The sequence below is a fragment of the Maribacter sp. MS6 genome (assembly GCF_056839185.1).
The window spans coordinates 3,044,428-3,058,925 of record NZ_CM166389.1; the positions used below are offsets into that span (position 1 = coordinate 3,044,428).

A 14,498-nucleotide genomic window follows, 5' to 3' on the forward strand; every position below is an offset into this window, starting at 1 on the left:
AGTTGGTCCCTTAAAACTGTACTTTTATGAAACTTCGTAAAAAGCTAACTTTAGAGAACTGGACTAAGGCTTTTTATAGGATACTATGTTATTAGGGTCAGTTTTTTATCCATTCGATTGCACTTTTTGACATTTTTTTATAGTCATGACCTACATTTTTTATAGTGTCCATTTCCCAATTAAATATCCAATTATTTTTGTTTTTTAATTGCTTGTTTGTGTTATAAAAAGTCGTTCCACGTCCAAGTCTATGCGCTCCTTGTTCCATCGCTAAATCCGATGTTCTGAAAGTCCCTAATCTTGGGTCATTATCTAATTCTCCCAATAGAATAACCAATCTTTTATTATAGGATTTTTGTAAATCTGTTCCTGTATTTTGAATACCATACGGGTATTCAAGTTTCTCGTTTGGTAGACTATAAAATCCAGAATTGGCAGCGATAGCTGTCCCTATTCTCGATTCGGGCATTAGCATTACCATTCTATGTACAAATTGTCCACCAGCGGAATGTCCGAAAATATCGTATTGTTGGTTTGAAATGTTGTTTACCGATTTAATATGTTCAAATATGTTTTCAACCACCGTGTATGCCCATTCGCTTTTTGGGTTTTTAGTTCCAAAAAAGGTAAATAAATTTCCCTCTTGATAGTCGTTAGTTGTATATTTTGAGAACTTGTTCTCGAATTCAGGTGCCACTATTAGGAGATTATTTCTATCGGCTAATTCAAGCCAAGCGTTGAGATAGTCATCTGCATTTCGTCCACCGCCGTGCATAACGAAAACTATTTTGTCTTTGTCATTCCAACTTACCGGTTTGTAAGTCCATACCTTAATCGATTTTCTCTCGCTATGTTTATATGCGTAGATAACAAAAGAGTCTATTCCGATATTGATTTTACTGGTTTCTGTGATTTCAGGTCCTTTCGGGAGCACATAAAGGTAAATGTAACCTATAACTGAAAGAAGTAAAAGGATAGAGAAAGTATATAAAATCGTCTTTTTTAAAATTCTAAATTTCTTGTTCATCTTAATTCTCAAACGTTGTTTTAAATTGTCCCTAACAATAGATATATTATCATTGATCATATAACCAATATGCGAACAATAAAAATATGCAATTTAATTCAACGATTATATCAATCACAAAGGTCCTATGAAACAACAAATTAATTAGTCGAAAAACCGCAAGTGAGAACAAATTCTTGAAGTTTAGATTAATGTGGTTTTAAATGTTACTTGGTTACAGGCTTGAAAACTTGGAGTTTCACAAAATTTCTATGGATTATACACCGATAATATGTTATATCGCGTATATTATATGTAATTAAATATTATAATTATGGCGACAATCAGAAAATCATTGACTATTACTACCGCTCAGGAAGAGTGGATAAAGTTGCAAATTGAAAATGGTGGTTTCGCTAACGATAGCGAATACATGCGACATCTAATACGTTTAGATGAAGAACGGAATAGGGATTTTTTAATTACCAAGGCGGCTATACAAGCAGGATATGATAGCGGAATGAGTTCTAAAATTAGGTCTGTTGATGAAATTATTGAAGCTGCAATAGTTCGTAAAAAGAACAGAAATGTCTAGTTATCATTTATCATCGAAAGCAGATGATGATATCGACGATATAGTAGATTATACTTTGGAGACTTGGGGCGAATCACAGATTCATAACTATGTTACCGAGTTATACCAATTTTTACAGACTCTTGCAGATAATCCTGACCTTGGTCGCAGCGCTTCTGAATTTGCGGCACCTTTGAAAAGATATAATTACAAAGCTCATACTATTTTCTACGAACCAACCAGAAAGGGAATATTCGTTGTTCGTATTTTAGGTCAAATACGGGATTTCAAAAGACATCTTTAACCGCTAATTAAGTCGGTTTTTAAAGTTCAATTATAGGTGGGATTAAACATACTAGTTCAATTAAGTAGAAACAGGTTTTATTGAACGTTAGAATAAAATGTAGTGCCGAAAAAGGTTCATTTTACAGGACATAAGGAGATTTCTTTGGTTTCAATGACTTTAAGGACGTTATCTATTGGTCTATTACTTCACTTTATAAAATATCGTCTTTCATTTTGTTCCATACAACAATCAATAAAAGTCCAGCGACCACCATGACCCCGGTCAACCAACTTGCCAATACATAATTACCATATATCCAATTACCTGTCGCGAACATGCAACCATAAACCAAAACAGTCCCCAGAAGCATTGCCAAAATTCCCGTAGGAACCGACCACTTTTCATTGCTTTTTTCGATATTGATACCATCCGTATTTGCGTCATCCAAAACTTTTTTCCAGCCTGGGCCTCCGGGACGGGTTTTTTTATAGAAATCGTTCAAAACTTTTTTATCTTCTGGTTTCGTGACAAAGGTTGCTACAACCCATATAATAGTTGTTATAAGTACAATCGCCGGAAACCTGGCCCATGAAGGAAATATTCCATCAATCATGGATCCTGATTCATTTATGAATCCAAAAAGGGAATCTCCCAAAGAAGAATACGTAAATACCAAACTGACTATAGCCGCAGCGAACATTACCGATATTTCGCTCCATGCATTTATACGCCACCAGAACCATCTTAGAATATAGACCAGACCTGTTCCGGCGCCGAACATTAGCAGGATGTCAAAAAGTTGTTTAGCATTTGTAAGAGATAAAGCCATAACAGCGCTCAACACCATTAAAACTACAGTTGAAATTCTTCCAACACCAACTAATTCTTTTTCGCTAGCAGAAGGTTTTATTTGTTGTTTGTAAAAATCATTTACAATATATGATGAGCCCCAATTCAATTGTGTTGAAATGGTGCTCATATACGCTGCCCCCAAAGAGGCCAAAACTAGTCCCAATAATCCACTTGGTAATTTGGTCAACATTGCCGAATACGCAAGATCATGACCCAACTTGTTTTCCTCTATATTAGGAAATGCCTCTTGAATACTTGCTAAATCAGGATATACAACTAAAGAGGCTAACGCAACTAAAATCCAAGGCCATGGGCGCAATCCATAATGCATGATATTAAAAAAAAATGTAGATGCGATAGCATGATTTTCATTCTTTGCCGCAAGCATACGTTGTGCAATATAGCCTCCGCCACCAGGTTCGGAACCTGGATACCACGAACTCCACCATTGAACTGCTAAAGGGATTATCAAAATAGATATCAAGGCTTCAGTATCTGAAAAATCAGGGAGAATCGATAATTTCCCTACGACATTTTCATGGTTTACCAATTTTGTAATCCCACCAACCTCCGGAATATTAACCAAATAGTAAGCGGCACCAATTGCGCCCACTATTGCCACGAAGAACAAAAGGAAATCAGTATAGACAACTCCTCTAAATCCTCCCACCGCACTAAAGATGACAGTAATTATCCCACCTATAAGAACAGTCTCAATAGGAGTCAATCCTAACATGATTCCTCCTATCTTGATGGCTGCCAGGTTTACAGCTGCCAAAGTTATGATGTTAAAAACGAGACCTAGATATAAGGAACGAAACCCTCGAAGAAATCGTGCGGCTTTACCACCATATCTTAAATTATAAAACTCCATATCGGTAAGGACATTGGACCTACGCCATAGTTTGGCATAAACAAAAACGGTCAAGAGTCCAGTCAATAAAAACGCCCACCAAACCCAATTTCCTGAAACACCATTAGTACGAACTATATCAGTTACTAAATTGGGAGTATCTGTTGAAAAAGTAGTTGCCACCATCGAAAACCCCAACAACCACCATGGCATCGTTCGTCCCGATAAAAAATACTCAGAAGTGTTCTTTCCTGATTTTTTGGAAACATAAATTCCGATTCCTAAAACGATTGAGAAAAATACAATGATGAAGCTGTAATCTAATTTACTTAGTTCCATTGGATGAGAATTGGTAAGTTTTAAAGATAAAATTTTATGAATAGAATGAGGATTTATGTACAATGTAGTTTCAGTTTTTTTGAAACATCACTTTGAAAAGAAACGAATTGAATATCCCCATAAGTTTCATAAAACGGCCAATTGAAGAATCATAAAGAGGGAATCGACAGGGTGCCAAAAAAGGTTCCTTTTATAGGTCAATGAAAATTTTTCGAAAACGTTCTGGCTATGATTTCATAATTGGTTTTATTTATACCGTTATACTTCATGGTTGCCTAAATCAAGTAACTTAATGACATAATCAAATTTTGCCCCAAGCCTTATTGCTAATTTTTTAGACGGCTCATTGGTTGGATTTATGTAATTAACCAGTGAATCAAGTTTCAATTTTGTCAAAGGAAATTCCTTAACGGCAAGACCAGCTTCAACGCAATGACCCTTTCCTTGAGATCCAGGTAACAACCAATAGCCCAATTCAGGCTCGGGCCAAGAATGAGATTTCCATAATCCGATTGTTCCTATTAGATTTTCAGTTTCCTTTTCGGTAATTGCTGGGTTTGAAAACCAATTAAGTTCTTAATGCCCAATATATGTAGATATCAACCTCATGATTATAAAGTGTTTTTAGCTCCTTCGACGTATCTAGCATTATCTTCAACCGAAAAAAATTCAGAAAATATCGGATAATCTGAATTTTTGCATTGTCGAAAAATCAGCCTTTCTGTTTGTACACCAATCATACAAGTTAATTCCTTTATTATCCATCTCTTAGCTCGTTGTCAACAAACGTATATTATAATATACGCACTAAGCGTTCAATGAAAATATAAATTATTGCTGTTATAAAGAATCCAAATACCAATTGAAAGGGTAAAAACTGTTATAAATAAATACCAAATATCCAATTGATAATAAATATCTGAAGGAACACCACTTTCGGCAATCAAAACCAAAGCAACGAGTCCCAAGCGAATCAATCCGTACCCTAACAAAAGAAAGCCCAATGACTTATAGAAGGATTTCCCTTTCATAATTTTAGTGTGCCACAAATAAGCAAATATACCTACCAATAACAGTAGGACAAAAAAAGGGAAATAAGAATATGCAAAAAGATGCTGTACAGCGTTAACTATGATTGGAAGGCAACTAACAACAAATATGGTACGCTGCTTTAACAAACTATTCTTCTTGTAAAATTCTTGAAATGACATTGTTTATATATTTAGTGGTTTTTTCTAAAAAACTAAAATTGACGGTTGCGAAGGTGTCCTGAGGACTATGATAGTAAGGCGTACTATCGTCCATTTCTTCAAAAGGATGTGCTGTAGGATAACCAGCTTCAAGAAATGTTTTATTGTCCGAACCAGCACCACCGATTGTTTTAATTGAGATGTTTACCGCTTTTGCCTCTTTACGATAATAAGGTTCTAGAAAAGGTGCAGGCGATTGTAGGGTGAGTGCTCCGTCACCATCGGCATCCCAACCAATCAGATCGAAAATGTGTACGGAATGAACATCGAGTTTTGTCTTCTGAATCATTTTAACAAATGCCTCACTTCCAATTTCATCATCTTCTTCTTGATCAAAAAAGACAATACTTACATTATACTTTCGATGCCCTAATTTTTGTAGTTCTTTAGCAAGTGCCAAACACAAGGCAACACCACTAGCGTTGTCTATTGCACCAGGCGTATCTCTCTCACTATCAAAATGAGCGCCCAATATAATATGTTTTTCAGTCGCTTTTGTTGAGGGTAATTGACCTATCACATTGATACCCTTGTTAGGCTTGAAAAATATATCCAAAAAATAATTGCTCTGTGCTGTCTGGTATTTATGAAGTTTTGAAGACCATCCAGAAGCTTCGAGCTCATTTGCCAAATATTCAGCGGTTAAAACACGCTCTTCGTAAGTTGCCCTTTGCTTCAAAAAGCGATTTTTAAGAATAGTTTTCTCGCCAGTTAATGTTGCTATAATCTCTTTTTGGTAACTTATGATATTGGTTATAGTGTCTTTTTCTTGTGCTATGCTCGATGAAAACGAGAAAAGCAAACAGCCAATAGTAATAATTTTAAACATAGCCTTTATTTATTTTGTCATTCGCCATTTAGCCCAAGTTTGTAATGTGTTTATGGCAACTTTCTTCCCATTTGAGCTGTTAGTAAGTATGACAATACCATCCTTTTTCTCAAAGTCCATCATAAAACCTGCTTCCCATCCTGTATTTGTACCAGCATGGCCAACCACTTTAATAGGCCCAAAACTGTATGTTGCGTAACCCAAACCATACGCTACCTTTTTAGTTTTGGTTATCGGGATAATGGTTATCATCTCTTTAATAATTTTTTGCGATAACACGGTATTTTTTTTGAATTGTGCTTTCGCGAAATTGGACAAATCTTTAAGCGTTGTATGTAAACCAGCGGCAGCCTTCGCGGTAAATCTTTCCAAGTAGATTTCCTTACTTTCTTTGTTATAAGGTTTTGCGGTTTTTGCTAAAATGTTAGAATCAATATTAAAGCTCGTTCTGTTCATATTAAGTGGTTCAAAAATGTGTTCGTTCATATATTCCTCAAATCTTTGACCTGTGACTTCTTCGATAACTAGCTGCAAGATAGTATAGCCACCACCGGAATACTTAAACTGGCTTTGTGGTTCTATAATTACCTTGACTGGTTCATTTTTCCTTACCGAACCATTCACACCATCAAGAGAGGCTTCTAAAGTTGGTAACTTATCATCAGGATGGAAACCAGGGTATCCGTGCACGGATAATCCGGCACTATGGCTCAAAATTGCTCTAATTGTGACTTTGCTATGGTCAAATTTAGATTCGGGCAGTTTCCATCGTGTAAGATAACTTTCGACAGGTTTATCAAGGTCAAGGTTTCCATCTTCAACCAAGTTCATAATTCCCCAAGCTGTAAACAATTTTGAGATAGAACCAATGTTGAAACCAGTCTTGGTTGATATTTCAATATTATTGGCGACATTGGCGTATCCGTGTCCTCTTTCATAAATAACCTTACCATTTTCAAGAATGGCGACAGCCATACCAGGTACATTATTCTCTTTTAGCAATAACGGAATTTTGGTATCCATCAAATGATCTATTGAAGTCGTTTTACTTGTTTGCGAGGGCTGTGCGTTTAGGCTTAAAGTAGTAGATAGTACACATAGTAATACTGCTAATTTTAAGGTTTTCATTTGATAGAATTTTAAGTTGGATCAAACTTAACATCACAATCGCTTTTCGAATAATAAAATTGACCTATGGTTCATTATAAGATGCAGTCAACACCTTATGAATGACAGATGCCATCCATTTTGGATTTGATGTTGATTATGATTAAAAATCAGTAGTCTGTCAAATAAATTGTTATCGTGTTTTTATTCAAATACCTTTGTGTTGTGTATATAACAGAAAAAAAATATATCTCTTATTTAGTTGCAATAATCCTACTTGTGTGTGGAACTATAGGTATGGTGCACTACAAACAAGTATTGGAAAGTTCAAAGAATACAGTTTATGAGACGTATTTCTTGATTTCTCAGGTCTTATTTTTTTCCGTCATTGGATATTTTTTGGTTTCTTGGGTTTTTAAGTTGGCACAAAATTATAGATTACTCAAAAATGAAAAAATGGAAGCCGAATTGAGTTTGCTTAAAAGTAAGATTGACCCACACTTCTTTTTCAATACATTGAATAATTTATATGGACTGGCCATTGCTAAATCGGACAAAACCCCAGAGGTCATTCAAAAACTGTCTGAAATAATGCGTTACACTATTTATGAGGGCGAGAAGAACCAGACACCGATTAAAAACGAAATCAACTATCTTGAAGAGTACATCGATATCCAAAAAATCAGATATCAGAAAAATGTGGATATACAATTCAAAAAAGAAGTAGTAGATGGTTCGAAATTGGTTGCCCCCTTACTTTTTATCATGCTAGTTGAAAATGCCTTTAAGCATGGAATTGAAAGTCTTACAGAAAATGCTTTTGTCCACATCAATTTGATTCAACAAAGTGATAAGTTAACTTTTGAAGTGACCAATAACTTTGAAATTAAAGCTGAAACCACAAATGGATTAGGTTTAAAAAACCTGAAGAAGCGGTTACATCATCTATATCAAGCTAGGCATAGTTTGGTTTTGAGAAAAGATGAAAATGTATATTACGCAAAAATCACCTTAGGGATAAAATGATTAGATATGCTATAATAGACGACGAGCCCATTGCTCATAATATCATTGAAGAGTTTGCCAAAGAGATTGGTAGCTTAACAAAAGTGGGCAATTGTTACGACGCATTTCAGGCAATAAATTTACTTCAAAAAGAAGAATTGGATTTGTTGTTTTTGGATATAAATATGCCAAAAATAACAGGTTTCGAAATGCTGAAAACACTTAATAACCCACCGAGCGTTATCGTTACCACGGCTTATAAAGAATTTGCCCTTGAAGGTTATGAGTTTCAGGTGTCGGATTACTTGTTGAAACCCTTTACTTTTTCTCGTTTTCTAAAAGCGGTAAATACGATTTTAGAATTCAAAGAGAGAAACTCATCACCAAACGCTACTTCACAAGATTTTATAATCATCAAAGTAGATAAGAAAAAGCACCGTGTTAAAATGTCTGACATCCAATTTATTGAAGCGCAGGGTAATTATTGTAAAGTGGTCACCCAAACAGGCAACCTACTAACCCTTCGCGGTGTATCAGATTTTCAATTAGCATTACCACAGAATTTTTTGCGAGTACATAATTCATTCATCGTAAATAAAGATTTGGTGACTGCTATCGAAGGAAATAGAATCTATATCGATGAAAAGACTATTCCTATTGGTAGGACTTATAAACAGAATATAAATCTGAATTAGAATTAACCTTCTCTTAAAACGGCCGTTTTAAGGGATAATAATGTAAAAGCAGACTTTCTTCGCCAAGGTGTCCCAAATTTGGTCTTTTTTAGTGGTTTCGTTAATTGACGTTTTACGGGACAATTTGAGTTTATAAAATCCACCCTTTTTACAAAGACAATACCGTTTTTATAATTACAACGGATCACGGTCGTGGTACCGACCCCTTAAAAACTTGGAAAAGTCATGGAGGTAAGGTAAAAGGTGCTGGGAGTGTTTGGATGGTGCTCTTTGGAAAGGGAGTTAACGCCATGGGCGAAGTTGCTCATAACAAACAGTTGTACAGTGCCCAGATTGCTCCAACGATTTTAAATATTTTAGGGCTAAAAATAAATGATTCGAAAGAACAGAGCTCGCCTTTAGACCTTACTGTCAATTAGTTCGGATTTTGATAATGGTATGTTCACATTCACTTAACTCAAAATAAGAATCGAGGTAATATTTTTAACTTGAGTTTGAGTTAGTTTTGAATAATTTTATGAAAACCGGTATTCGTCTCGATGCCGGTTTTTTTGTAATACGCATGTCAACTGTTCATATTAAAATTAAAATTATACGATGAAAAAATGGATGTTCTTTCTTTTTTTGATAACAAATAGTGCAATTGGGCAAAGCCTGCCAGATTTCCGGATTCATTCCCATAATGATTATTTGCAAAATGTACCTTTTTGGAAGGCCTATTCGGCAGGTGCCACTTCCATTGAAGCCGATGTTTTTTTGATTGGCGAGGAACTATTTGTGGCACATACGTCACAAGAAATCGATACCCTACGCACATTTGACAAATTATACCTTAATACTTTAAGGGAATCATTAGTACTTGGACTCGAAAGACCAAAAAGCCTTCAATTGCTTATCGATATCAAATCGGAACCCTATTCGACCCTTGATGTACTTATAAGAAAACTGAAAAATCATCCTGAAATTATTAGGAACGAAGCCATTTCGATAGTCATTTCCGGCAATCGGCCAAAACCTTCAGAATATGTGAATTACCCCGATTTTATTTTCTTCGATTATCAAAGTTTGGCGGAAGATATAGACCCTGCCGTTCTAAAAAAAATAGCTTTGGTCAGTTTAAGTTTTAAAAGTCTTACCAAATGGAACGGGAAGGGAAGGTTGACCGCCGAAGACCTTGAAAAAGTATCTATAACGATAAAAAAAGCCCATGGCCACGGCAAGCCTTTCCGTTTTTGGGCGACTCCTGATTCCAAGACTGCTTGGAAGGCCCTTGTACATTTGGGAGTGGATTTTATCAATACCGATATGCCCTTTGAATGTGCGAATTATCTAAACACATTAACCAAAAGGGAATATCGAAATTCTGTTTTTTCAGAAGTCTACCGGCCTACTTTTGCTTCTGACCGAAAAAAGAAAGCTGCCAAAAACATTATTCTGCTGATTGGCGACGGCAACGGCCTTGCACAGATTTCGGCAACCACTTTAGCCAATAAAGGAGAGCTGACCTTGACACAATTACGCAATATCGGATTTATCAAAACACAATCAAGTGATGATTTCACGACAGATTCTGCGGGAGGGGCAACGGCCATTGCTACGGGTCGGAAAGTCCCGAATAGGTCGATAGGTGTCGATGAAAATGGAAATCCGTTACAGAATATTACGGAGAGACTTGTCGAGAAAGGGTTTATTTTAGGTGTTGTGACCAACGATCAGATTACCGGTGCTACACCTTCCTCTTTTTATGCCCATCAAAAAGACCGGGGCATGACCGAAGAAATAAAGGAAGATTTCTTAAAAAGTAAGTTGTCGGTATTTGCGAGTACCGCCGATGACCAATATGAAGGGAAAAACAAAATCGGTACTTTTCAGATGCAGGCCTCCATAGAAGAAATAGGTCAAAGCAAAAAAGAGAACATCGGATTTCTTTTTTCGGAAAGCACAAATCCGACACCGTTGGCGAGTGCGGTAAAAAATGTGCTCACGTACTTGGACAATAAAAATAAGCCGTTCTTTTTAATGGTGGAAGGGGCAAAGATTGATTCCTATGGGCATGCAAACAACATTGGCGGTATTATCGCTGAAAGTATCGCTTTTGACCAAGCAATTGCAGAAACGCTAAAATTTGCCGATACGAATAAAAACACGTTGGTCATCGTTACTGCCGATCATGAAACGGGCGGCCTAACACTTCCACAAGGGAATGTCGCAACTAGCGAAATAGAAGGGGATTTTACGACCGATGACCATACGGGGATTATGGTTCCCGTTTTTGCGTACGGGCCAAGGTCCTATGAATTTCAGGGAGTATATGAGAATAATATGCTTTTTGGTAAAATATTGAACACGCTTGGGGTATCTAACAAATATTGATTTTACACATCAAAATACATACTTTTTTTAAAATATTAGGTGTTTTAACCTCAGGTAACCTTCCCTTAACAAAGCACTACAAACACTACCTTCCGTTAATATAATATTAAAATGTAGTTAACACATAAAAGGGTATCGGTGATTTAGTTTTGTACTTTCTTTAACAAAAAAATAAACTAAAAAAAAGAGCCTGCGTCAACAGGCTCCCTTAAAAAAAAGTATCGAGAATCTCTAAAAACCCAACACTTTATGATGTATTTTAAAAAACAGTTCCCGAAAATTATTCTGGGAATCTCCGTCCTAATTTCAGGAACGCTTTGCGTATCGGCAATGAGCGCAAACGTAAAGATTATTGAAAATGATTCTATTTTCCAAGCCCATGCACAAAAAAAAATTGTTTTACCTGTTCAACAGACCATATCTGGAACTGTAGTCGATGAAATGGGTACGCCACTTCCAGGCGCCACGGTGTTGGAAAAAGGTACTACTAATGGAACAACTACCGATTTTGATGGTAATTTTAACATTGACCTTGCCGGAAGGAACGCAGTCTTGACGGTTTCCTATTTAGGTTATACTACCCAGGAGTTTACCTTGAACGGGCGTACCTCCATAACCGTTCAATTGGAACCCGATGCTACACAGCTTGAAGATGTGGTAGTGGTAGGGTATGGCGTTCAGAAAAAATCCGATATTACCGGTGCTATTGGTTCAGTAAAAAGTGAGAACTTTAATAAAGGGGTTGTGGCGAACCCAGGGCAGCTTTTACAAGGTAAGGTTGCAGGAGTTAACGTAACTAACGTAAGCGGTGAGCCGGGTGCGGCACAGAATATAATTATCAGGGGAGTTGGTAGTTTACGTTCCGGTACTACTCCATTATTTGTGGTTGATGGTTTTATTATTGACAATTCTAGTATTGGCGTAGCGGCAAATTCAAATCCGTTGAACTTTATCAACCCACAGGATATAGCCTCTATAGATGTTTTAAAAGATGCCTCTGCAGCCGCAATATACGGTGCAAGAGCGGCTAATGGCGTAATAGTTATTACTACAAAAAAAGGAAAGGAGGGTAAAACAGAGATGAATTTATCCGTTTCATCTGCATTTTCTACTATTGCTAATCCTGTTGATGTTTTCAGTGCTGCTGAATTTCGTCGCCAAGTACCGGCAGTTGGTGGTGTACTAGAGGATTTAGGAGGGAACACCGACTGGCAAGATAAGTTGACAAGAACTGGCATTTCCAATAACGTTAACTTTTCTATGAGTGGCGGGGTTGTCGATAAGTCCACTTACTTTGTATCCGCTGGTGTAGACGATCAAGAAGGAACGCTGAACAACAGTTCTTTGACCCGTTACTCAGGGAGGATAAATTTGAACCAGAAAGCCCTGCAAGGTCGGTTTAATGTTGATTTAAATTTAACGGCTTCCAGAACGGTAAATGAAAGGCCGGACAATGATGCTATTATAAGTGATATGCTAGAGCTAAACCCAACATTGCCCGCAATGACCAATGGAGAGCCAACTTTTATACCTGGGTTATTGAATCCGCTTCAGCGCAATCGAATTTACATGGATGAAGCAAATAGTAATCGGATTTTGGCCAATATTGCCCCCTCTTTGGAGATTCTAAATGGCCTTGTTTATAAATTAAACCTAGGTGTAGATTACACGTCTACCAACCGTGATGTACAACGAACCCCTTTCGTTTTATTAGAAGGGTTCGAAGATGGTTTTTTGAATACCACCGCCACCATAAATAGTAACACTTTAGTTGAGAATACCTTAACGTATACCTACACCAACGAGAAGCATAGCGTTACAGCGCTCTTAGCCCATTCCTTTCAACATACCATGTTGGAACAAAAGGCATTTGAGTTGGACGGTTTTGCCAATAATGGTATCGAGCCAAGATTTCAAGACCAAATTAGCACCTCTATATTACCAACATCATTAAATTCTCGAGCCTTTAAAGCTGAACTACAGTCTTACTTCGTACGTCTTAACTATGGTTTTACCGATAAATACCTGATTACGGCAACCATGCGCGCCGATGGTTCGTCAAGATTTGGACGAAACAACAAGTACGGGTATTTCCCATCTGTCGCTCTAGGTTGGAATATTCATAAAGAAAAGTTTTTATCGGAGAGCAATGTGGTCAGCAACCTTAAACTTAGGGCAAGTTGGGGTCAAACAGGAAATCAAGACGGTATTCCTAGTAATGTGAGCTTAGCAAGTTTTATTGACTCCAGAACCCAAAACGACACCTACCCTCTAAGTGGAAACGAAGTAACATTAGATGATTATCCTTTTGGAACCGTACCGGTGCGCACAGCTTTCCCTGACTTAAAGTGGGAAGTATCCACACAAACAAATATTGGTCTAGATTTTGGTTTGTTTGGAAACAGGGTTACAGGTACCGTAGATTATTTTAATAAAACGGTTACGGACGTTGTTCTTTTTGCCAATAGAACGGATCCTATTCAACCTACAGAAAGAATATGGACGAATATACCAGAACTAGAGATAGTAAATAACGGAATAGAACTAGCCCTAGATTATAGAGGCACTGTTTCCCGAGATTTCACCTATAACATTGGCGGCAATATTTCATACACGAACAATAAAATTGAAAATTCTCCATTCGCGGTACTTACTACGGGTGCCGCCCAAGGTGCCGGTCAAACTGGTGCTACGATTAATGGGTACATCAATGGTGAGCCAACAGGAACATTTTTTATGAAAGAGTTCGTAGGTATTGGTCCGGATGGCCTTAATCAATTCCGAGATATAAACGGTGATGGGGAATCTCTGGACAATGACAGAATTGCTGCCGGCAGTGCCTTGCCAGATATTATTTATGCCTTTTATTTAAATTTTAATTACAAGAATTTTGATTTGGGTATGAATTTCAATGGAGTATCTGGCAACAAAATCTATAACCATACCGCCATGAGTATTTTTTCTAACAGTCAATTAAGTAGAAATCTAAATACTACGGATTTTGCCATCCAATTTCCAAATGAAGACTTATCTAATTCTAACGAAGTGTCTACACGGTATTTGGAGGATGGGAGTTTCTTACGGTTAAATAATGCCACTTTGGGCTACTCCTTAAGATCAGATGAAATTGGCTTAAGCGATTGGATAAACAATGTCCGATTTACGCTAACGGGGCAGAACTTATTCGTTTTAACGGATTATTCGGGCTTCGACCCCGAAATCAATACAGGCAATAACATTGAGGGTATCCAAACATTTGGTATTGACCGTTTTACCTATCCCTCGCCAAGAACGGTTTTATTAGGTTTAAACATCTCATTTTAAATATA

Annotated in this window: 12 protein-coding genes; 6 read left to right on the forward strand and 6 right to left on the reverse strand. The window is 37.0% G+C overall.

From position 1 onward, the window contains the following. Positions 1–97 precede the first annotated feature (97 nt). A complete protein-coding gene (locus tag MS6x_RS13300) occupies positions 98–1,027 on the reverse strand; it encodes an alpha/beta hydrolase family protein (RefSeq protein WP_482602835.1) in 930 nt (309 codons plus the stop codon). A gap of 313 nt (positions 1,028–1,340) precedes the next feature. Here MS6x_RS13300 and MS6x_RS13305 point away from each other — a divergent pair, with 313 nt between their 5' ends. Next, positions 1,341–1,601 carry a ribbon-helix-helix domain-containing protein gene (locus tag MS6x_RS13305; protein ID WP_482602837.1) on the forward strand — a complete coding sequence of 87 codons (261 nt, stop codon included), beginning with the start codon at positions 1,341–1,343 and terminating at the stop codon, positions 1,599–1,601. Continuing rightward, positions 1,594–1,884 carry a type II toxin-antitoxin system RelE/ParE family toxin gene (locus MS6x_RS13310; protein ID WP_482602839.1) on the forward strand — a complete coding sequence of 97 codons (291 nt, stop codon included), beginning with the start codon at positions 1,594–1,596 and terminating at the stop codon, positions 1,882–1,884. Before MS6x_RS13305 ends, MS6x_RS13310 begins: the two co-directional genes overlap by 8 nt. Positions 1,885–2,077: 193 nt before the next feature. Here the strand turns inward: MS6x_RS13310 and MS6x_RS13315 are convergent, their stop codons facing one another. The 5 genes from MS6x_RS13315 to MS6x_RS13335 form a co-directional block, all read right to left on the reverse strand. Further along, entirely contained in the window at positions 2,078–3,910 is a 1,833-nt protein-coding gene (locus tag MS6x_RS13315) for a sodium:solute symporter family protein (RefSeq protein WP_482602841.1), read from the reverse strand. A gap of 258 nt (positions 3,911–4,168) precedes the next feature. After that, positions 4,169–4,459, reverse strand: coding sequence for a GNAT family N-acetyltransferase (locus MS6x_RS13320; RefSeq protein WP_482607171.1), 291 nt, complete (start codon positions 4,457–4,459; stop codon positions 4,169–4,171). A gap of 266 nt (positions 4,460–4,725) precedes the next feature. Continuing rightward, a complete protein-coding gene (locus MS6x_RS13325) occupies positions 4,726–4,941 on the reverse strand; it encodes a hypothetical protein (protein WP_482602843.1) in 216 nt (71 codons plus the stop codon). A 148-nt stretch (positions 4,942–5,089) separates the two neighbouring features. Continuing rightward, on the reverse strand, positions 5,090–5,989 hold the full coding sequence (locus MS6x_RS13330) for a M28 family metallopeptidase (protein WP_482602845.1): 900 nt from the start codon (positions 5,987–5,989) through the stop codon (positions 5,090–5,092). 9 nt (positions 5,990–5,998) lie between these two features. Beyond that, positions 5,999–7,117, reverse strand: a complete 1,119-nt coding sequence (locus MS6x_RS13335; RefSeq protein ID WP_482602847.1) for a serine hydrolase domain-containing protein — start codon at positions 7,115–7,117, stop codon at positions 5,999–6,001. A 276-nt stretch (positions 7,118–7,393) separates the two neighbouring features. Here MS6x_RS13335 and MS6x_RS13340 point away from each other — a divergent pair, with 276 nt between their 5' ends. The 4 genes from MS6x_RS13340 to MS6x_RS13355 all read left to right on the forward strand — a co-directional run bounded on the left by MS6x_RS13340 (position 7,394) and on the right by MS6x_RS13355 (position 14,493). Beyond that, positions 7,394–8,122 (forward strand): sensor histidine kinase, encoded by a 729-nt coding sequence (locus MS6x_RS13340; protein ID WP_482602849.1) that lies wholly within the window; start codon positions 7,394–7,396, stop codon positions 8,120–8,122. After that, positions 8,119–8,796, forward strand: a complete 678-nt coding sequence (locus tag MS6x_RS13345; protein WP_482602851.1) for a LytR/AlgR family response regulator transcription factor — start codon at positions 8,119–8,121, stop codon at positions 8,794–8,796. Before MS6x_RS13340 ends, MS6x_RS13345 begins: the two co-directional genes overlap by 4 nt. A 597-nt stretch (positions 8,797–9,393) precedes the next feature. After that, on the forward strand, positions 9,394–11,169 hold the full coding sequence (locus tag MS6x_RS13350) for an alkaline phosphatase (protein ID WP_482602853.1): 1,776 nt from the start codon (positions 9,394–9,396) through the stop codon (positions 11,167–11,169). 249 nt (positions 11,170–11,418) lie between these two features. Next, entirely contained in the window at positions 11,419–14,493 is a 3,075-nt protein-coding gene (locus tag MS6x_RS13355) for a SusC/RagA family TonB-linked outer membrane protein (protein ID WP_482602855.1), read from the forward strand. Positions 14,494–14,498: the final 5 nt, after the last annotated feature.